The sequence below is a fragment of the Streptomyces sp. ME19-01-6 genome, from assembly GCF_033793745.1.
Lineage (GTDB): Bacteria > Actinomycetota > Actinomycetes > Streptomycetales > Streptomycetaceae > Streptomyces.
In genome coordinates, this window is record NZ_JARAXF010000043.1 from 55,029 (window position 1) to 72,553 (window position 17,525).

At 74.0% G+C, this 17,525-nt stretch carries 15 protein-coding genes and 1 pseudogene; 10 read left to right on the forward strand and 6 right to left on the reverse strand.

The window, feature by feature from the left end:
* Nucleotides 1–72: 72 nt before the first annotated feature.
* The 4 genes from cydC to PV419_RS47730 all read right to left on the reverse strand — a co-directional run bounded on the left by cydC (nucleotide 73) and on the right by PV419_RS47730 (nucleotide 5,907).
* The gene (cydC, locus tag PV419_RS47715; RefSeq protein WP_319699938.1) at nucleotides 73–1,773 is read right to left on the reverse strand and encodes a thiol reductant ABC exporter subunit CydC; all 1,701 of its coding nucleotides are present in this window, start codon (nucleotides 1,771–1,773) and stop codon (nucleotides 73–75) included.
* Nucleotides 1,770–3,461 carry a thiol reductant ABC exporter subunit CydD gene (gene cydD / locus PV419_RS47720; protein ID WP_319699939.1) on the reverse strand — a complete coding sequence of 564 codons (1,692 nt, stop codon included), beginning with the start codon at nucleotides 3,459–3,461 and terminating at the stop codon, nucleotides 1,770–1,772. Before cydD ends, cydC begins: the two co-directional genes overlap by 4 nt.
* Nucleotides 3,462–3,490: 29 nt before the next feature.
* A complete protein-coding gene (gene cydB / locus PV419_RS47725) occupies nucleotides 3,491–4,537 on the reverse strand; it encodes a cytochrome d ubiquinol oxidase subunit II (protein ID WP_319699941.1) in 1,047 nt (348 codons plus the stop codon).
* Nucleotides 4,538–4,599: 62 nt separating this feature from the next.
* Nucleotides 4,600–5,907, reverse strand: a complete 1,308-nt coding sequence (locus PV419_RS47730) for a cytochrome ubiquinol oxidase subunit I (protein WP_319699943.1) — start codon at nucleotides 5,905–5,907, stop codon at nucleotides 4,600–4,602.
* A gap of 200 nt (nucleotides 5,908–6,107) precedes the next feature.
* Between PV419_RS47730 and PV419_RS47735 the strand changes: the two genes are divergently transcribed.
* Nucleotides 6,108–7,037, forward strand: a complete 930-nt coding sequence (locus tag PV419_RS47735; protein WP_319699945.1) for a LysR family transcriptional regulator — start codon at nucleotides 6,108–6,110, stop codon at nucleotides 7,035–7,037.
* Between the two features lie 40 nt (nucleotides 7,038–7,077).
* Here the strand turns inward: PV419_RS47735 and PV419_RS47740 are convergent, their stop codons facing one another.
* Both PV419_RS47740 and PV419_RS47745 read right to left on the reverse strand, forming a co-directional pair.
* Complete coding sequence (locus PV419_RS47740) at nucleotides 7,078–7,581, reverse strand: NUDIX domain-containing protein (protein WP_319699988.1); 504 nt, start codon at nucleotides 7,579–7,581, stop codon at nucleotides 7,078–7,080.
* 273 nt (nucleotides 7,582–7,854) lie between these two features.
* Nucleotides 7,855–8,409: pseudogene (locus tag PV419_RS47745) on the reverse strand (class I SAM-dependent methyltransferase); the annotation flags it as partial.
* Between the two features lie 157 nt (nucleotides 8,410–8,566).
* On the opposite strand from PV419_RS47745, the gene PV419_RS47750 reads away from it, so the two are divergent.
* From PV419_RS47750 to PV419_RS47790, 9 genes are all read left to right on the forward strand, one after another.
* On the forward strand, nucleotides 8,567–9,010 hold the full coding sequence (locus tag PV419_RS47750) for a DUF2267 domain-containing protein (protein WP_319699947.1): 444 nt from the start codon (nucleotides 8,567–8,569) through the stop codon (nucleotides 9,008–9,010).
* A gap of 461 nt (nucleotides 9,011–9,471) precedes the next feature.
* The gene (locus tag PV419_RS47755; RefSeq protein ID WP_415925535.1) at nucleotides 9,472–10,710 is read left to right on the forward strand and encodes an MFS transporter; all 1,239 of its coding nucleotides are present in this window, start codon (nucleotides 9,472–9,474) and stop codon (nucleotides 10,708–10,710) included.
* 115 nt (nucleotides 10,711–10,825) lie between these two features.
* Complete coding sequence (locus PV419_RS47760) at nucleotides 10,826–11,017, forward strand: DUF2795 domain-containing protein (protein WP_319699949.1); 192 nt, start codon at nucleotides 10,826–10,828, stop codon at nucleotides 11,015–11,017.
* A 32-nt stretch (nucleotides 11,018–11,049) separates the two neighbouring features.
* Nucleotides 11,050–12,015 carry an NAD-dependent epimerase/dehydratase family protein gene (locus PV419_RS47765; protein WP_319699951.1) on the forward strand — a complete coding sequence of 322 codons (966 nt, stop codon included), beginning with the start codon at nucleotides 11,050–11,052 and terminating at the stop codon, nucleotides 12,013–12,015.
* Nucleotides 12,016–12,110: 95 nt separating this feature from the next.
* Nucleotides 12,111–13,835, forward strand: coding sequence for a carbamoyltransferase (locus tag PV419_RS47770; protein WP_319699953.1), 1,725 nt, complete (start codon nucleotides 12,111–12,113; stop codon nucleotides 13,833–13,835).
* A complete protein-coding gene (locus PV419_RS47775; RefSeq protein ID WP_319699954.1) occupies nucleotides 13,832–14,923 on the forward strand; it encodes a glycosyltransferase in 1,092 nt (363 codons plus the stop codon). Before PV419_RS47770 ends, PV419_RS47775 begins: the two co-directional genes overlap by 4 nt.
* Nucleotides 14,924–15,038: 115 nt before the next feature.
* The gene (locus PV419_RS47780) at nucleotides 15,039–15,440 is read left to right on the forward strand and encodes a hypothetical protein (RefSeq protein ID WP_319699955.1); all 402 of its coding nucleotides are present in this window, start codon (nucleotides 15,039–15,041) and stop codon (nucleotides 15,438–15,440) included.
* A 449-nt stretch (nucleotides 15,441–15,889) separates the two neighbouring features.
* Nucleotides 15,890–16,507: a D-glycero-alpha-D-manno-heptose-1,7-bisphosphate 7-phosphatase gene (locus PV419_RS47785; RefSeq protein WP_415925536.1), complete on the forward strand. Its 618-nt coding sequence runs from the start codon at nucleotides 15,890–15,892 to the stop codon at nucleotides 16,505–16,507.
* Nucleotides 16,504–17,514, forward strand: a complete 1,011-nt coding sequence (locus PV419_RS47790) for a glycosyltransferase family 9 protein (protein WP_319699958.1) — start codon at nucleotides 16,504–16,506, stop codon at nucleotides 17,512–17,514. Before PV419_RS47785 ends, PV419_RS47790 begins: the two co-directional genes overlap by 4 nt.
* The last annotated feature ends 11 nt before the right edge of the window (nucleotides 17,515–17,525 follow it).

Below are 17,525 nucleotides of genomic sequence, written 5' to 3' on the forward strand. Positions count from 1 at the left end.
CCGTGGGCGGTGAACGCTGTCGGGAGTCTTGGCGCGACCGCATTGGCTCATGTTCGACGCTGTCGCTTTTCATCACTTTTTATTGTCGTCGGGAGCGACGGGACGGATCCGGCCGCGGTCGAGGGCCACGATCCGGTCGGCGGCGGCGAGGCCCGACCGCTCGTGGGTGACCAGGAGCGTGGTGCGGCCGCGGGTGGCGTCGAGGATGTCGGCGAGCACGGCGGCGGCGGTGTCCGGGTCGAGTCCCTCGGTGGGTTCGTCCAGGACGAGGACGGGCGGGTCGGCGAGCAGCGCGCGGGCCAGGAGCAGGCGCCCGCGCTGGCCGCCCGACATCGTGGCGCCGTCCCCGCCGAGGACGGTGTCCCAGCGGTCGGGCAGCGACTCGATCCAGTCCAGGAGCCGGGCCCTGCGGGCCGCGTCCAGCAGGTCGGCGTCCGTGGCGCCGGGGCGGGCCAGCAGCAGATTGGCGCGGATCGTGGTGTGGAAGACGTGCGCGTCCTGGGTCATGCCGGTGATCAACCGGCGGGCGTCGGCGCCCGCACAGTCTCGAAGTTCGCGCTGTTCGCGCCCGCCGACGCGGATGGATCCGGCTTCGTACGGGACGAACCGCATGAGCGCCGCGATCAGCGTCGACTTGCCGGACCCGCTGGCGCCGAGGAGCACGACCCGGCGGCCGGGCGGCAGCCTCAGGCTCACCCCGTCCAGAACCGGGGGGCCGCCGGGGTGGTGGCGCACCCGCAGGTCGGTGATGTCCACGCCGAGCGGCTCGCCGGTGGGGAGCGGGACCGGGGCAGGCGGGTCGGCGACCGGGGGCGGGGTGTCGAGGAGCTCGGCCAGCCGGCGTGCGGAGGCCCGTACGTCGGCGAGGCGGCGGGCCGCGGCGGGCAGTGGCGCGAGCGCCTCGAAGGAGACCAGCGCGAGGACCGCGAGGACGGTGAGGTACACGGCGGGCAGCGCGCCGGCCGCGTGCGCGCGCAGCGCGAGCCAGGTGACGCCGACCGTCGCCCCGCCCTGGAGCAGCAGTACCACGGCCGAGGCGAGCGAGGTGGTCAGGGCCTTCCGCCGCTCCAGCGCGGCGATCCGGGCGGAGGCGCGGCGGGCCCGCTCGTGGGCGCGGCCCCGGGCCCCGTACGCGGCGAGGTCCGCCGCTCCCTGGGTCACGTCCACGGTGAGTGCGGTGAGTTCGGCGCGCGCCGCCTTCTCCGCGCGGCCCGCGCGGCCGGACAGCGCGAGCACCAGGGCGGGCACGAGGAGCCCCGCCACGGCCAGGAGCAGCCCGAGCAGGACGCCCGCCTGCGGCAGCAGCACCGTGGCCGCCGCGGTGGCGGTGGCGGTGACCGCGCAGGCGGCCGCGGCCGGGATCAGGACCCGCAGCAGCAGGTCCTGGGCGGCGTCGACGTCGTCGACGAGGCGGGTCAGCAGGTCGCCGCTGCGAAAGGCCGGGGTGCCCGCCGGGGCGAGCGGAACCAGCGCCTCGTACACCCGGGTGCGGAAGCCCGCGACGGCTCGCAGCGCCCCGTCGTGGCCCAGCAGCCGGTCGGCGTAGCGCAGCGCTCCGCGCCCCAGGGCCAGGGCGCGTACGGCGACGATCGCGACGCTCACCGAGGCGAGCGGCGGCTGCTGCGCGGCGCGGGTGATCAGCCAGGCGGCGGTGGCCATCAGCGCGGCGGCGGCCAGCTCACTGCCGGCCGAGGCGAGCGCGGCGGGCAGCAGCCTGCGCCAGTACGGGAGGAGGTGGCGCAGGAGGCGGACGGTGGGGCGGGGTCCGCTCATGAGGCCACCAGGCCTTCCACGGGCGCCGGGTGGGGGAGGGCGAGACGGCCCGCTCGTACCGTGATGATCCGGTCGGCGTGGGGCAGCAGGCTCGTGCGGTGTGCGACCACGACCGCGGTCCGGCCACGCATGAGGGCGACCGTGGCGCGTGTGACCGCGGCCTCGCTCTCGGGGTCGAGGTGGGCGGTCGGTTCGTCGAGGAGCAGCACGGGGGCGTCCTTGAGGAACGCGCGGGCCAGGGCTATCCGTTGGCGCTGACCGGCGGAGAGCCCGGCGCCGTGCTCGCCGAGCACGGTGTCGTACGCCTCCGGCAGCTCCTCGACGAAGAGGTCGGCCGAGGCGGCGCGGGCCGCCTGACGCACCTCGGCGTCGCTCGCGCCGGGGCGCCCGAGGCGGATGTTGTCCGCGACGGACTGCGCGAACAGGTGCGGGCGCTGCGGCACCCACGCCACCTGGGCGCGCCACGCGTCGGGGTCGAGGTCCGCGAGGTCGGTGCCGCCGACCGCGACCCGGCCCGAGCCGGGGGTCACGAAGCCGAGGAGCAGCGACAGCAGCGTGGACTTGCCCGCGCCGCTCGGGCCGACCAGGGCCACGTGCTCGCCGGGGCGGACGGAGAGGGAGACGTGTCGGAGTGCGGGCGCGGCGCGGCGCGGGTAGTGGACCGTGACCCCGTCGAGGCGCAGGCTCGCCGTACGGGCGTCGGGGACCGGTGCGCGGTCGGCGCCGCCCGCCGTGGGCGTGTCCTCGTCGTCGAGGATCGCGAAGGCCCGCTCGGCCACCGCGATGCCCTCGGCGCTGTCGTGGAAGGCCGCGCCCGCGGAGCGCAGCGGCAGATACGCCTCGGGGGCGAGGAACAGGACGGTCAGGGCCGTGCGCAGATCCATCTCGCCGCCGAGCAGCCGCAACCCGACCGGGACGGCCACCAGCGCCACGGAGAGGGTGGCGACCGTCTCCAGGACGAAGGAGGAGAGGAACGCCACGCGCAGCGTCCGCATGGTGGCCCGCCGGTGGGCGTCCGCCATCTCGCCCACCACCCGGGCCTGGTGCCGCTCGCGGCCGAACGCGCGCAGCGTCGGCAGTCCGGCCACCACGTCGAGGAAGTGGCCGCCCAGCCGCGCCAGCAACCGCCACTGCCGCGCGGTGCGCCGGGCGGTGTGCGTGCCGACCAGCGCGCCGAACACGGGGATCAGCGGCAGCGTCACGACGATGATCAGCGCCGAGGTCCAGTCGGTCCACAACAGCCAGGCGACGACTGTGAGGGGCACCACCGCGGTGGCCGCCCTTGTGGGCAGATAGCCGACGACGTACGGGTCCAGGGCGTCGAGGCCGCGGGTGAGCAGTGTGGCCGTCTCGCCGTGGCGGCGGGCCGCCAGTCGCAGGGGGCTGGTGTGCCGCAGCCGGCCGGTGATCCGGTCCCGCAGTGTGTGCTTGGCGTCGGCCGCGGCCCGCTGAGCGAGCACCCCGCGGGCCCAGGTCAGCAGCGCGCGCAGGGCCATGACGGCGCCCAACGCGGCCAGTGGGGTGATACGGAAGGCGTGTCCGGCGAAGCCGTCCGCGAGGACCGTCGCCAGCAGGCCCGCCTGGGTGACGACGAGGCCGGCGCCCAGCAGCGCCAGCGCGGTGGCGTACGTCATATGGCGCCGCAGCACCGGGAGTTCCCGCATCAGGCGGCGTTCGACCGGCTTCATCCCGGGATTCCTCTCGTCGTTTCCGTGGCTCAGAAGTAGCTGGGGTGACGGCGGCCCGTCCGCCCCCGGAAGGCCCACCAGCTCCACGCCTGATACGCGAGGATCACCGGGATCAGCACGACCCCGAACGCGGTCAGGATCTTCAAGGTGGCGCCGTCCGTGACGGCCTGGTGGACGGTGAGCCCGGTGCTCGACGAGCTGATCAGGACGTACGGGTGGTGTCCGGCCCCCACGAGCAGCACGGGCAGCGCGGTCGCGCAGCAGGTGGCCGCGAACGCCCGGCCGTGGTGCCCGTGGGAGAGGTACCACCAGGCGCCGGCGAGCGCCGCCGCGAACAGGGTGGCGAGGACCGCCGAGGTCACGCGGTTCGTCATCGAGGCGCCCGCCCCGAAGAGCGTCAGCAGCAGCGCCAGGGAGCCCACGGCGCCGGCGTCGCGCAACAGGGTGGCGCCCAACCGCCGTGCCCGGGAGGCGATTGCGGGGGCCGAGCGCAGCGCGACGAAGGCCGCCCCGTGTGCCGCGAAGAGGAGCGTGGTGGTCACCCCGCAGGCCAGCACGAACGGCGTGAGCACGTCGCCGGGCCCGATGTGGAAGGTCCCGTCGGCCCGGCGGGGCACGCCGTGGAGCAGCAGCCCCAGAACGAGTCCCCAGCACAGGGCGGGCAGCGCGCCGCCGAACACGATCAGGGCGTTCCAGCACCGGCGGCCGCGGGCGCCGCGGGCGCGGCCACGCAGCTGGACCGCGGCGCCTCCGAGGACCAGGCCGACGAGGATCGCCACGATCAGCGGGTACAGGCCGGACAGGAGGCTGCCCTCCAGATGCGGGAAGGCCCCGAACAGGACGCCGGTGAAGGCGACCAGCCAGACCTCGTTGCCCAGGAAGAACGGCGCGATGGCATCGAGGGCGGCGTTCCGTCCGGCGTCGCCGGCGCGCGCGGCCTCTTGACCGTCCTGACCGCCTCGGCCGCCACCAAGGAAGGGATGCAGCATCTGCACGCCGTAGTCGTAGCCGCCGAGTACGAAGTACCCGGCGAGAAGCAGGCCGAGGAGGGCCAGCCAGAGCGTCTCCAGACTCATCTCGCTCAACTTCCTTTCACCACAGGGGCATTCATTTCAGGGCGCGTGCCGGTCCGAGCGGCTCAGAAGGCCGGGATGGCCTGCTTCTCGCCGGCGCCGCCGCCGGGCAGGTCGCCGCCGGGCACGTCGTCGGCCAGCGGCTCGGTGGCGCCGAGCTGGATGGCGTCCGGGTCGCGGCGGGCGAAGCGGGCGATCAGGGTCCAGTTCACCGCCGCCAGCGCGACAAAGACGGTGATGAACACAGCGCAGGACACGGCCAGCGAGGCCCTGCCGACGTGCGAGAGCGCGTCCTCGACCCGCAACTGGCCGTAGACGAGCCAGGGCTGGCGCCCGACCTCGCGGACGACCCAGCCGCCCACGGAGGCGATGAAGGGGAGCGGGATCATGGCCGTCATCAGGTACGCGAGGGGGCGCCAACGCACCAGCCGGTCCTTCCACAGCAGGAAGGCGGCGATGAGCGTGATGGTGGACACGGTGTTGCCGATGATCGTCATCGCGTCCATCGAGACCCGCATCCAGTCCTGCCAGGGCACGTAGTCGCCGGGCCCGTACTCCTTGACGAGCCGCGCCTGAAGCTGGGCGACGCCGCTGTTGTTCAGGACGGCCACCTTCATGGGCTGGGTCCGCTCGAGCACGGGGATCTGCAGGTCGCCGACGATGATGACGAAGAAGGAGGCGAGCATGCTCACCCAGACGCCCAGGCGCAGGGAGCCGCGGAACAGGTCGGTCTCCTTGGTGCCCCGGGCGAAGTGGAAGGCGCTGATCCCGGCGACGAAGACGCCGCCCGTCGTCAGCGCGGCGAGCGTGAGGTGGGCGAGCGCGAGCAGGGCGCTGGGATTGGTGAGCAGTGCCCCGAAGTCGGTCAGGTAGGCGGCGCCGTCGCGCACTTCGTAGCCGACGGGGTGCTGCATGAAGCCGTTGGCGATCAGGATCCAGTACCCGGAGGCGTACGCGGTCAGGGCGACCAGCCAGATGAGCGTGATGTGGACGCCCCTGCGCATGCGGCCCCAGCCGAAGATCCACATGCCGAGGAAGGTGGACTCGGCGAAGAAGGCGATGAGGGTTTCGAGTGCCAGCGGGGCGCCGAAGACGTTGCCGGCGAACTTGCTCAGGCCGCTCCAGCTGAGCCCGAACTGGAACTCCATGACGAGGCCGGTGACGATGCCGACCGCGTAGTTGATGACGTAGAGCTGCCCCCAGAAGCGGGTCATCCGCTCCCGGACGGCTCTCTTGGCGGGATCACGGGTGAACGCGGCCCGGGTGTGCATGATCGCCACCAAGGGGACGAGCCCCATGGTGAGGATCACGAACAGCCAGTGGATGCCGGTCGTAGCCGCGAACTGGAGTCGGGCCAGATCCGCAGCGCTCATGGTGCGACCTTCCTGGGGGACGGGTGGCCGGTGGGACGGCTGACGGGTGCGGGCCCCGCTTCGCGTGTGCGGGTGACGGGCGCCGTTGCCCATCACCTGTGCGGTGACCCCGCTGGAGACCGTAGGGAAAATCGCTTATGCATTCCAAGACCGGTTTCGCTATGTGAAGATAACTTGATAGGCATAAGTGAAGGTGAGCCGTGGATCTGCTGCAGTTGCGCTACTTCCAGACCGTCGCCCGTTACGAGCACATCAGCCGCGCCGCCGAGGAGCTGAGCGTCGCCCAGCCCTCGCTCAGCCGCACCATCGCGCGCCTGGAGGCCGAGCTCGGCTCCCCGCTCTTCGACCGGCAGGGCCGCCGCATCCGGCTCAACCAGTACGGCGCGATGTTCCTGCGCCACGTCGACCGAGCCCTGAGCGAGCTCGACGACGGCCGCAGGGCCCTGCGCGACGCCCGTGACACGGGGCTCGGCAGGGTCAGCGTCGCCTCCGAGACCCTCCTGACGATCACCCATGTCCTGGGCAGCTACCGGGCCGCCCAGCCCCGTGCCGACGTTCGGCTCTTCCAGTCGAACGCGGAGGAGATGGACCGCCAACTACGCGCCAAGGAGGTCGACTTCTGTGTGGCCTCGCAACCACTGATCGGCACGCACCTCGAGTCGATCGAGCTCGCCCGCGAAGAGGTGCTGCTCGCGGTTCCGCACGGGCACTGGCTCGACGGGCGGGAGAGCGTGACCGTCCCCGAGATCGCCGATGAGCCGTTCGTCACCACCCGCCCGGGCCACTGGCAGCGCGCCCTCCTCGACCGGCTGTTCGCGTCCGAGAGGCTCACGCCGCTGCTCTCCTGCGAGGGTGACGAACCGGGTGCCAGCCAGGACATGATCAGCGCGGGCCTCGGCATCGGCCTCATCCCGGCGATCTCCCGCCGGGTCGGTACGGAGTCGCTCGTCCCGGTCGCCTGGGTGCACCTGAACGCGCCCGACTGCCACCGGGTGCTCACCCTGGTGTGGAACCGCGACGCCTATCTGTCCGAAGCCGCCCTGAAATTCCGCGAGTTCATCACCAGCAAGCCCTTCATGGCACACCGTCTGCCCGACCCGCGCCACGGCCGCGTCCACCATCCGTCCTAGCCCACCGGGAACGTCGCGTGTCCGTCGGTCGGCGGGCCGCTCAGCCGCGCAGCCGTTCGACCAGTCGGTCGAGGAAGACCTCCTGCTTGGCCACGACCTTCTGCCGTGCTTGCGCGAGATCCAGCCAGGCCACCCGGTCGATCTCAGGGAAGGCCTGAAGGCGCCCGGACCCCCTCGGCCACTCCATCTCGAACGTGCCCGGGGTGACCCGCCGAGGATCGAGGTCTCCCGCCAGCGCCCAGACGGTCACGACCTTGCCCCCGGTCTGCCGGACGGAGCCGAGCGGAAGGAGGCCGCCCGGGGGCGGCGGCAGGCCGAGTTCCTCCTGGAACTCCCGGCGTGCCGCGGCCTCCGGACCCTCGTCCGGCTCGTACTCGCCCTTGGGAATGGACCACGCGCGCTCGTCCTTGCGCGCCCAGAAGGGGCCGCCCATGTGGCCGAGAAGAACCTGCGCGGCGGAGGCCGGGTCCGTCGCCGCCGCGTCCGCCCTGGCCGCGTCCGCCTCGCGGAACAGCAGGATTCCGGCGCTTTGCTTTGCCGTCACAGTGCCCAGTGTGCGCGGCGCCCGCCCGGCCCGCCGCCGTGGCTCATCGGCCTTTGCGGGCGTAGCCGAGGTAGGTGACCTGCGGCCGGGCGTCGGGGGCCAGGACGAAGTCGACGATGGGCGGGATCTCCTCATCGGTGATCCGCCCGCGCCGGCGGGCCATCGTGGCCTTGACCAGGCCACGCGGGTCACGGGCTTGAAATCGCAGATGTCCTCGTTGCGCAGCCCGTGGCGGCGCAGCGCCTCGGTCAGTTCGGCGGGGGTACGCAGCCGTGCCGCGGCGTAGCGCCCGGGCGGCATGATCCGGGTCATGGGCAGGCGCTGGAAGGCGACGAGGTAGATCAGCCGGGACAGCGGGGTGCGGTTGACGGTGTCGTAGACCAGCACGCCGTCCGGCGCGAGCGCCCGGGCGCCCTCCGCCAGGACCGGGTCGAGGGCCGGGGTGACCTCGAAGGTGTCCGCGTAGTAGACGAGGTCGAATGCCGCGTCGGCGACGCCCAGTTCCTCCGGCGGCGCGGTTTCGTACCGGACGGCGAGGCGCTCCCGCTCCCCCGCCTCCCGCTCGCCCGCCTCGCGCGCGATCGCCGTCGCGGAGGCAGACGGGTCGACGGCCAGAACGTCGAATCCCAGCCCGGCCAGGCCGCGGGCCAGCAGTCCGCGGCCGCTCCCCACCACCAGGGCCCGGCTCCCGGGCGCGGTCAGGCCGACGCTCCGCAGGGTCTTGCCCATGTACTCCAGGCGGCCGGCCTGGAAGGCGACGGCTCTGATCTGACGGCCGTCCACCGCTTCGGGTGACCGTGAGTCCAGTTCGATGCACGGCTGGGCCATCGTCCGCTCCCCCTTCGTCCCTCATCGGTTTCGCCCTCGTGTGCGGCTCCTTTGACGGTAACAAGGGGCGTACGACGACCCGCCACCGACGGTTCGCGGGGGCGGCCGTGGGCACTCGGCTGACGATGCCGACAACGCGACGCTGGGGGTGCTGATCATGCGCTATGAGGAATTGACCGGGCAGGTGCAGGCCCTGGCGCAGCTGCCTGACCGGCGGTCGGCGGAGCGGGTGGTGCGCGCCACGCTCGAGACCCTCGCCGAGCGGATCCCGGACGGCCTGGCCGACCACATGGCGGCGCAGCTGCCGACCGAGGCGGCCGACTCCATGCGGCGGGTGGCCACGTCCCACGAGGCCTCGCCCGAGCAGCGGGCCTACCGGCGCGACCACGGCGAGCGGTTCGACCTCACCGGCTTCGCGGGACGGATCGCCTGGCGCGCCCGGACCTCGGAGGAGGAGGCGATCCGGGAGGCGAGCGCGTTCTTCGAGGTGCTGGACTCCGCGGTGAGCCCGGAGCTGATGGAGAGGCTGTACAAGGCGCTGCCGGGCGATATCCGGGAGCTGCTGCCGGAGGCGCGGGCGATCGAGGAGCGGAAGGAATAAGCACCGAAGGTGCGGCGCCGCCGCCCGACCGGCCCGCTCCGGAGAGGGGCCGCGGTTCGGTGTGAGGAAAGCCACGCGAAGCGCCACTCACCGCCATGACCAGGGCATTCAGGAGATTTGTGGCATCGCGCCCGCATATCGGTGACGCGGGAGCGGTGAGCCGTCTGTGACGATGGATCGTCGCCGCGCCCAACGCGTCGGCCACCCCGGGGCCCGGGGGGTTTCTTTTTGCGCCCGTCCGCCGCCCCGAATACGCGTCCGTCCGCCGCCCGAGCCCTCGATCCCGCAACGAAGCCCCCTGCGATGAAGCTCCTGCGATGAAGCCTGCCTCCGTGCCCCGTGCCCCCCGTCCCCGTTCAGCCCCCGAGGCGCCCGCCGCGCCCGGACACCACCCCACCGCCGCCCGGCGTACGGACCGGCGTGCAGACCGGGCGGTGTGGCGATGCCTGCGGCACCGGAGCATGCGGTGGTGGTCCGCCGCCAATCTCGTCTCCAACGCCGGAACGTGGATGCAGCTGACCGTGCAGAACCTGCTGGTGCTGCAGCTCACCGGCTCCGCGGCCGCCACTGGCCTGTCCTTGACCGTGCAGGCCGCGCCCGGCCTGCTGCTGGGCCTGGCGGGCGGTGCGGCGGTCGATGCCTGGCCGCGTAAGCTGACCGCCGCGGTGAGCCAGGCCGTCCTGGGGGCGGTGGCCTTCGCCACGGCGGCGCTGGTGGCCTTCGATCTGCTCACCCTGCCGCTGCTGATGACCCTGGCCGCGGTGACCGGCCTCGTCGCCACCGTCGACGGGCCGGCGTGCGCGCTGCTCGGCAACGACCTGGTGCCGGTGGAGGACGTCCCGTCGTCGATCGCGCTGGGCTCGGTCGTGCACAGCACCGGCCGGCTCGCGGGGGTCGCGCTCGCGGGTGTGGCCGTGGCCACCTTGGGCAACGCGGCCGCGTACGCCGCCAACGGCTTGTCCTTCCTCTTCGTGACGGCGGTCATCCCGTTCCTGCGGCTGCATCCACGGCAGGAGGCTCCCGGTCCTGAGCCGATCGGAGCGGACACGGGCAGCCCCCGCGACGGCCTGGTGTTCTTCATGAGCCGCCCCCGGCTGGTGGCCCTCACGGTGATCACCGCGGTGAGTGCGGTCTTCGGGCGGAACTACAGCCTCACTCTGGCGGTGCTGGTCACCGGCCCGCTCGCCGGGGGCGCCGCGGAGTTCGGGACCGTCTCCACCATGCTGGCGGCGGGCGGCATCGCGGGCGCGGTGCTGGCGGGCCGGATGCGACGGCCCTCGGTCCGGCTGGTCGCCGCGCTGGCGGCCGCCGGGGCGGTGCTGCAGATCGCGGCCGGGTTCTCCCCCGACCTGCTGCTGCTGATCCTGCTGGTGGCCCCGATGGCCGTGGTGGAGTCGATGTCGGACACCGCGGGCACCACGGTGCTGCAGACCGACCCGCCGCCGCATATGCGAGGCCGGGTGCTCGGGGTCTGGCGCAGTGTGAGCACGGCCTGGGGCCTGGCGGGCCCGCCGCTGCTCGGCCTGCTGATGGAGTGGGCGGGGGCGCGCGGCGCCCTGGTCATCGGCGGACTGGTCGTCGCCGGCTCGATCGGGGCGGGGGCGCTGCACCACGGCCGCCGCTCGGCGCGTGTGGTGGCGGCCGGGCCGGTGCGGGCCGCCGGGCAGGCACCGGTCGAGGAGCTGACCGCCACCGCCTGACCCCCTTTATCCCGTTTTTTATCCCGTTTCATCCTGATTTATCCATGACGGGCGGGGTACTGGGGAGGGACCGATCCCGTGGGGCGGGATCGGATCCACACCCTGGAGGATCACCATGCCCGACATCAGGCCCACCGACGTGCAGAAGGCCCTCAAGGGCGCCGACTACCCGGCCGACCGGGAATCGCTGACCAGGGTCGCGAAGGACAACCACGCCGACAAGAGGGTCGTGGAGGAGATCTCCCATCTGAAACGCGACCGGTACGAGGGTCCCAACGAGGTCCAGAAGGAGCTCTACGGGTCCTAGGGGAAACCGACGGCGCGCGGAGGGATGATCTCATGCGAGAGGCAGCACCAGCTCACCACTTCCAGCGCGCCGTCGTCACCGGCGGCGCCGGCTTCGTCGGCTCACACCTGTGCACCGCGCTGCTCGACCGGGGCACCGAGGTCATCTGCGTCGACGACTTCTGTACGGGCGCCGCCGACAATGTGGCCCACCTCGCCGAGCACCCGGGCTTCTCGCTCCTGCGCGCCGACGTCAGCGAGCCGTTCGCGGTGGACCGCCCCTGCGACCTCGTTCTGCACTTCGCGTCACCGGCCTCCCCCGCCGACTATCTGCGGCTGCCGCTGCACACCTTGGACACCGGCAGCCTGGGCACCCGCAACGCGCTGGCCCTCGCCCGCCGCCACGAGGCGCGGTTCGTCCTCGCCTCCACCTCCGAGGCGTACGGGGACCCCCAGCAGCATCCGCAGAGCGAGCGCTACTGGGGCAATGTCAACCCCGTCGGCCCGCGCAGCGTCTACGACGAGGCCAAGCGCTTCGGCGAGGCCCTGACCACGGCCGAGGCGGGAGCGCACGGCACGGACACCGGCATCGTGCGGCTGTTCAACACCTACGGCCCCCGCATGCGCGGCTACGACGGGCGCGCCGTGCCCACCTTCATCCGGCAGGCGCTGGCGGGCGAGCCCCTGACCGTCACCGGCGACGGGTGCCAGACCCGCTCCCTCGCCTACATCGACGACACGGTCCGCGGCATCCTCGCCATGGCCGGCGCCCGTCTGCTCGGTCCGGTGAACATCGGCAACCCGGACGAGATCACCATGTTGGACCTCGCCCAGAAGATCATCGACATCGTCGGCGCCGACGCCGGAATCCGCTTCATCGAGCGGCCGGCGGACGACCCCGCGGTGCGCTGCCCCGACATCACGCTGGCCCGCGACAAGCTCCAGTGGGAGCCGCGCGTCCCGGCCGACGAGGGGCTGGCCCGTACGGTCCGCTGGTTCCGCGAACGCGCCGCGGCCTGAGCCGCCCGGGGCCGAGTTGTCGCCCCGCTCCCCCGCTTCTCGTTATGCCGCAACCGCACCCCCGCGGCCGCAGGGCCGCCGAAAGGCGAACCTCCATGCGCATCCTCGGTATCAACGCACTCTTCCACGACCCCGCCGCCGCCTTGGTCATCGAGGGGCACACGGTCGCCGCCGCGGAGGAGGAACGCTTCTCCCGGCGCAAGCACGGGAAGCGGCCGCTGCCCTTCTCCGCCTGGGAGCTTCCCGAGAAGGCCGCGGTCTGGTGCCTGGCCGAGGCCGGGCTGCGCCCCCAGGACCTGGACGCGGTCGCGTACTCCTTCGACCCCGCGCTGGCCCGCCCGGCCGACGCCATGGGGCTCGAGGACCCGTGGGACCATCTGCGGCTGACCTACGCCCGCCGGGCGCCCGGCTTCCTGGCCGCCGCTCTCCCCGGGCTCGACCCATCCATCGTGCGGTTCGTGCCGCACCACATGGCGCACGCCGCCTCCAGCGCCTTCGCCGCGCCCGACGCCGAGACCTCCTCCGTGCTCGTCCTGGACGGCCGTGGCGAGGCCACCTCCCACCTCGCCGCCCGCCGCGTGGGCGACCGCCTCGAACCCCTGTACGGCCAGGAGCTGCCGCACTCCCTCGGTCTGGTCTACGAGGAGCTGACCGAGCACCTGGGCTTTCTGCGCTCCTCGGACGAGTACAAGGTGATGGCGCTGGCCGCGTACGGCACCCCACGGCTGCTGAGCCAGTTGCGCCGGTACGTCCACCCGACCGGCGACGGCGGCTTCCGGGCCACCGGTGTGCCGTGGGCGGAGCTGTGTCCGCCGCGCCGGCCCGGGGAGGCCTGGTCGCAAGGACACGCCGACCTCGCAGCGAGCGCTCAGGCGTGCCTGGAGGAGACGCTGCTGGACCTGGTGCGCTGGCTGCACGGCCGCACCCACGACAGGGTGCTCACGATGGCCGGCGGGGTGGCGCTCAACTGCGTCGCCAACTCCCGGATCGCCCGCGAGGGCCCGTTCGACCGGGTGTGGGTGCAGCCCGCCGCGGGGGACGCGGGCACCGCCCTGGGCGGGGCGCTTTACCTCGCCGCCCACGGCGGGGAGCGGACCGAGCCGATGGCGGGCGCGGACCTCGGACGCCGCTGGTCGGACGCGGAGCTCGAGGCCTGTCTGAAGACCGCCGCGGTGCCGTACGAGCGGCCGGCCGACGTCGCGGAGACGGTCGCCCGCGCGCTGGCGGACGACGCGATCGTGGCCTGGTTCCAGGGCCGCTCCGAGTACGGGCCGCGCGCGCTGGGACACCGCTCGCTGCTGGCGCACCCGGGACGCTCGGGCAACCTGGAGCGGCTGAACGACGTCAAGGGGCGTGAGCAGTTCCGGCCGGTGGCGCCGATGGTGCTCGCCGACCGGGCCGCGGAGATCTTCGACGGCCCGCTGCCCAGCCCGTACATGCTGTTCGTGCACGACGTGGCGCCGCGCTGGCGGGACCGCGTCCCCGCCGTCGTCCACGTCGACGGCACGGCCCGCATCCAGACCGTGGACCCGGGCGCCGAGCCCTTGGTGGCCCGCATGCTCGGCTCCTTCGAACGCCTCACCGGGCTGCCGGTCGTGGTGAACACGAGCCTGAACACCGCCGGGCGGCCCATGGTCGACGATCCGCGCGACGCCCTGGAGTGCTTCGGCTCGGCCCCCGTGGACCTGCTGGCGATCGGCCCCTTCGTGATCCGGCGCGGCACGTTCTTCGCGGCCGGACAGCCTGACGCGGCGGCCGCGGCGCCCCGCGGCGCGTCCGGGGCGGGCGCGGACGACAGCCCGGGAGCGGACGGGCGATGAGGCCGGAGCGCGCGCCGAAGGTGAACGGACAGGACCCGCTCGCCGGATGCGGCCCGGCGGGCGCGCCGAGTCCGGCCACCGCGCCGAGCCCGGCCACCGGACCCGAGTACGCGATCGTCATCCCCACCCTCGGCCGGCCCAGTCTGAGCGCGGTCCTGAGCGCCCTGGACCAGGCCGGGGAGCCGTGCCCCCGCCGGATCGTCCTGGCCGACGACCGGCGGCCACGGGATCACGCCCCGCTGCCCGTGGACATCCCCGAGGGGCTGCGCCACCTCGTGGAGATCGTCCCCGGGCGCGCCGCGGGCCCCGCGGCCGCCCGGAACGCCGGGTGGGCCGCCGCTCCCGAGCCGTGGATCGTCTTCCTGGACGACGACGTCGTCCCCGGCCCGGCCTGGACGGCCTGGCTCGCCGGCGACCTCGCCGCGGCCGGCCCCCGGACGGCCGGGGTGCAGGGACAGATCACCGTGCCGCTGCCCACCGACCGCAGGCCCACCGACTGGGAGCGCAACACCGCGGGGCTCGCCACGTCCCGCTGGATCACCGCCGACATGGCGTACCGGCGCGCCGCGCTGGAGGCCGTCGGAGGCTTCGACGAGCGCTTTCCGCGGGCTTACCGGGAGGACGCCGATCTGGCGCTGCGCGTGCTCGCGGCCGGGTGGACGCTGGCGGCCGGGGTGCGCCGTACGACGCACCCGGTGCGGCCCGCGGGCCGCTGGGTCTCCGTGCGCGTCCAGGCGGGCAACGCCGACGACGTCCTGATGCGCCGCGTCCACGGCCGGGACTGGTGGGGGCGGGCCGGCGCTCCCCGGGGGCGGCTGCCCCGCCATGTGGCCGTCACCGCGGCGGGCGCGGCCGTCCTGCTGTGCGCCGCGGCCCGCAGACCGCGGGACGCGGCGGTCTGCGCCGGTCTGTGGCTGGCTGGCACGGCGGAGTTCGCGGCGGCCCGGATCCGGCCGGGGCCGCGGACCCGCGAGGAGATCACCACGATGGTGGCGAGCAGCGCCGCGATCCCCCCGGTGGCCACGGCCCACTGGCTCGCGGGCCTCGCCCGCCACCGGGGTGCTCTGGCGGTGGGGGCACGGCGGTAGGTGTCGGGTGGTGCGCCTGCTGTTCGTCCCAGCCGCTACAGATCCAGCCGCTACAGATCCGTGATGTCGCTCCAATTGACGGGAGGCGATTCACGCCATTTACCGGGAGATGTCTATGTCCGACCAGGAACTGGCCCCCGAGGCCTTGCTCGCCGTCACCACCGCCGGCTCGCGCACGTTCGAGAACCAGTTCGTGGTCCAGTGGACGCCGTCCGAGACCACGGCCTCACTGGTCGTCAAGGTGACCGCAGGTGGCTCCCTACTCGACCAGCAGGTGGTCACCTCGACCGTGGCCACCCTGTACGAGCGGCCGGCCGGCGCTGCCGGGCCGGGCTGGACGGCGTACGTCGCCTTCGCTCCCGACCAGCCCAACGCGCTGACCTTCGCCGACGCGTGGTCGAACTACCTCGGTGACCCACGCGCCGGCTGCAACGGCGGCACCTTCGTCATCGCGACCGCGCGGCCGGCCGACCCGCCGCCTACCTCGACCGGCTCGTCGCCGCGATCGGCGCCCTGAACCAGGCGGCCGGCGGCTTCGCCTACCGCTACCTGTCCTTCGGCGACCCCACATCGAGCGACCCGCCGGCACTGCCGGGCGTCATCCCCTTCGCCACCACAGCGGCCGACCCGACGCGGCCGGGTCTGGTGCGCGGCGCGGGCGGCGGCCAGAGCCTGGTGGCCACCCGCAACGTCGGGTTGATCGTGGCCGACTCGGCACGCTGCTCACGCTGTTCCCGACCCTCAGCGCCAGCCGCCTGCCGTTGCTCCAGCTCAGTCGGCTGCGCCTCGCCCGCGCCAACGTTTCGGAGTTGTGATCGACGCGTGCCGGCTGCTCCGAAACCCGCAGTGGCGTCTCCAGAATGTCGCCAATCGTAACGTTTCGTCGCGTTTGAACGGGTTACTCACTAGGACGTGTTGATCACATCAGCCCCATGCGCACCCCACGTCGCGGTCGGCGGGCCCTGGATGTTCGCCCCGGCCCGTCCCCGCGTGCGTCGGCCGCGTCCCGGTCCGCCCGGCGGGCCGCCGCCGCTCGCCGCCGTGCTGTTCGACCGGGACGGGACGCTGATCGAGGACGTCCCGTACAACGGGGACCCGGGCCGGGTGCGGCCCAGGCCCGGGGCCCAGGCCGCCGTGAAGGACGTGCGGGGACACGGGCTGGCCGTGGGGGTGGTGAGCAATCAGTCGGGCGTCGCGCGGGGGCTGCTGACACGGCAGGGCGTGGCGGCCGTGGCCCGGCGCGTCGAGGAGCTGCTGGGGCCGCTCGGCGTATGGGCGGTGTGTCCGCATGACGTAGCCGACGAGTGCGGCTGCCGCAAGCCCGCGCCCGGTCTGGTGTACGCCGCCTGCGCGGAGCTCGGGGTCGATCCCGCCCGCACCGCCGTCATCGGGGACATCGGCTCCGACCTGGCGGCCGCCCGCGCGGCGGGCGCGCGAGGGGTGCTGGTGCCCACGCCCGCGACCCGCCCCGAGGAGATCGCCGCGGCCGAGGAGAGCGCGCCCGACCTGCCGACCGCGGTGCGGCGGCTGCTCGACCCGGGCCGGGCGGCCTTCCGGGGCCCGCGACGCGGAGGGGCACCGTGAGGCCGCGCACGCTCGTCGTGCGGCTCGACAGCGCGGGCGACGTGCTGCTCGCCGGGCCGGCGGTGCGCGCCGCCGCGGCCGGGTCGGCGTATACGGCGGTGCTGTGCGGGCCGCTCGGCGAACCGGCGGCGCGGCTGCTGCCGGGGGTGGACGAGGTGCTGGTCCACGACGCGCCCTGGGTGGGCCTTGACCCGGCCCCGGTGCGCCGGGAGACCACCGACGCGCTGCTCGACGCGGTGTCCGCCCGGCGCTTCGACCGGGCGCTGGTGCTGGCCTCGTACCACCAGAGCCCGCTGCCCGCCGCGCTGCTGCTGAAGCTGGCCGAGATCCCCTGGGTCGCCGCCGACAGCGAGCACTATCCGGGCGCGCTGCTGGACCTGCGGCACCGCCGGGCACCGCACCGCCACGAGGCGCGCGCCGCCCTGGACCTCGCCGAGGCGTCCGGATTCGCGCTCCCGCGCGGGGACGACGGGGCTCTGGGCATCGTCACACCCCCGGACACTACGCCGCTGACCGGGACCGATCCGTACGTCGTGGTCCACCCGGGCGCGGCTGTCGGCGCCCGCGCCTGGAGCCCGGAGCGGGCGGTACGGGCGGTCGCCGCGCTGGACGGGGCGGGGCACCGCGTGGTGGTGACCGGAGGGCCGGCGGAGAAGGAGCTGACCGCCGCCGTGGCCGGGGACTGCGCACTCGACCTCGGGGGCCGCACCAGCTTTCCGGAGCTGGCCGGGGTGCTGGCGCGGGCCGCGGTCGTGGTGACCGGCAACACCGGCCCCTCCCCTCTGGCCGCCGCGGTCGGCACACCCGTCGTCTGCCTGTTCGCCCCCGTCGTCCCCGCCGAGTGGTGGGCGCCCTACCGCGTGCCGTACGTGCTGCTGGGCCGGCAGGACGCGCCGTGCGCCGGGACCCGGGCACGCGTGTGCCCGGTGCTGGGGCACCCGTGCCTGGATTCGGTGACCGACGCGGAGGTGCTGGCCGGCCTCGACTGGCTGCTGAGGACCCGTTGAACCCAAGGAGG

Bases quoted from the DNA above. Each gene is read 5' to 3' on its own strand.
- PV419_RS47730 (WP_319699943.1), bottom strand. From the start codon at position 5,907: ATGAGCGCTGCGGATCTGGCCCGACTCCAGTTCGCGGCTACGACCGGC.
- PV419_RS47765 (WP_319699951.1), top strand. From the start codon at position 11,050: ATGCGAGAGGCAGCACCAGCTCACCACTTCCAGCGCGCCGTCGTCACC.
- PV419_RS47770 (WP_319699953.1), top strand. From the start codon at position 12,111: ATGCGCATCCTCGGTATCAACGCACTCTTCCACGACCCCGCCGCCGCC.
- cydD (WP_319699939.1), bottom strand. From the start codon at position 3,461: ATGAAGCCGGTCGAACGCCGCCTGATGCGGGAACTCCCGGTGCTGCGG.
- PV419_RS47750 (WP_319699947.1), top strand. From the start codon at position 8,567: ATGCGCTATGAGGAATTGACCGGGCAGGTGCAGGCCCTGGCGCAGCTG.
- cydC (WP_319699938.1), bottom strand. From the start codon at position 1,773: ATGAGCGGACCCCGCCCCACCGTCCGCCTCCTGCGCCACCTCCTCCCG.
- PV419_RS47755 (WP_415925535.1), top strand. From the start codon at position 9,472: ATGCGGTGGTGGTCCGCCGCCAATCTCGTCTCCAACGCCGGAACGTGG.
- PV419_RS47775 (WP_319699954.1), top strand. From the start codon at position 13,832: ATGAGGCCGGAGCGCGCGCCGAAGGTGAACGGACAGGACCCGCTCGCC.
- PV419_RS47780 (WP_319699955.1), top strand. From the start codon at position 15,039: ATGTCCGACCAGGAACTGGCCCCCGAGGCCTTGCTCGCCGTCACCACC.
- cydB (WP_319699941.1), bottom strand. From the start codon at position 4,537: ATGAGTCTGGAGACGCTCTGGCTGGCCCTCCTCGGCCTGCTTCTCGCC.
- PV419_RS47760 (WP_319699949.1), top strand. From the start codon at position 10,826: ATGCCCGACATCAGGCCCACCGACGTGCAGAAGGCCCTCAAGGGCGCC.
- PV419_RS47785 (WP_415925536.1), top strand. From the start codon at position 15,890: ATGTTCGCCCCGGCCCGTCCCCGCGTGCGTCGGCCGCGTCCCGGTCCG.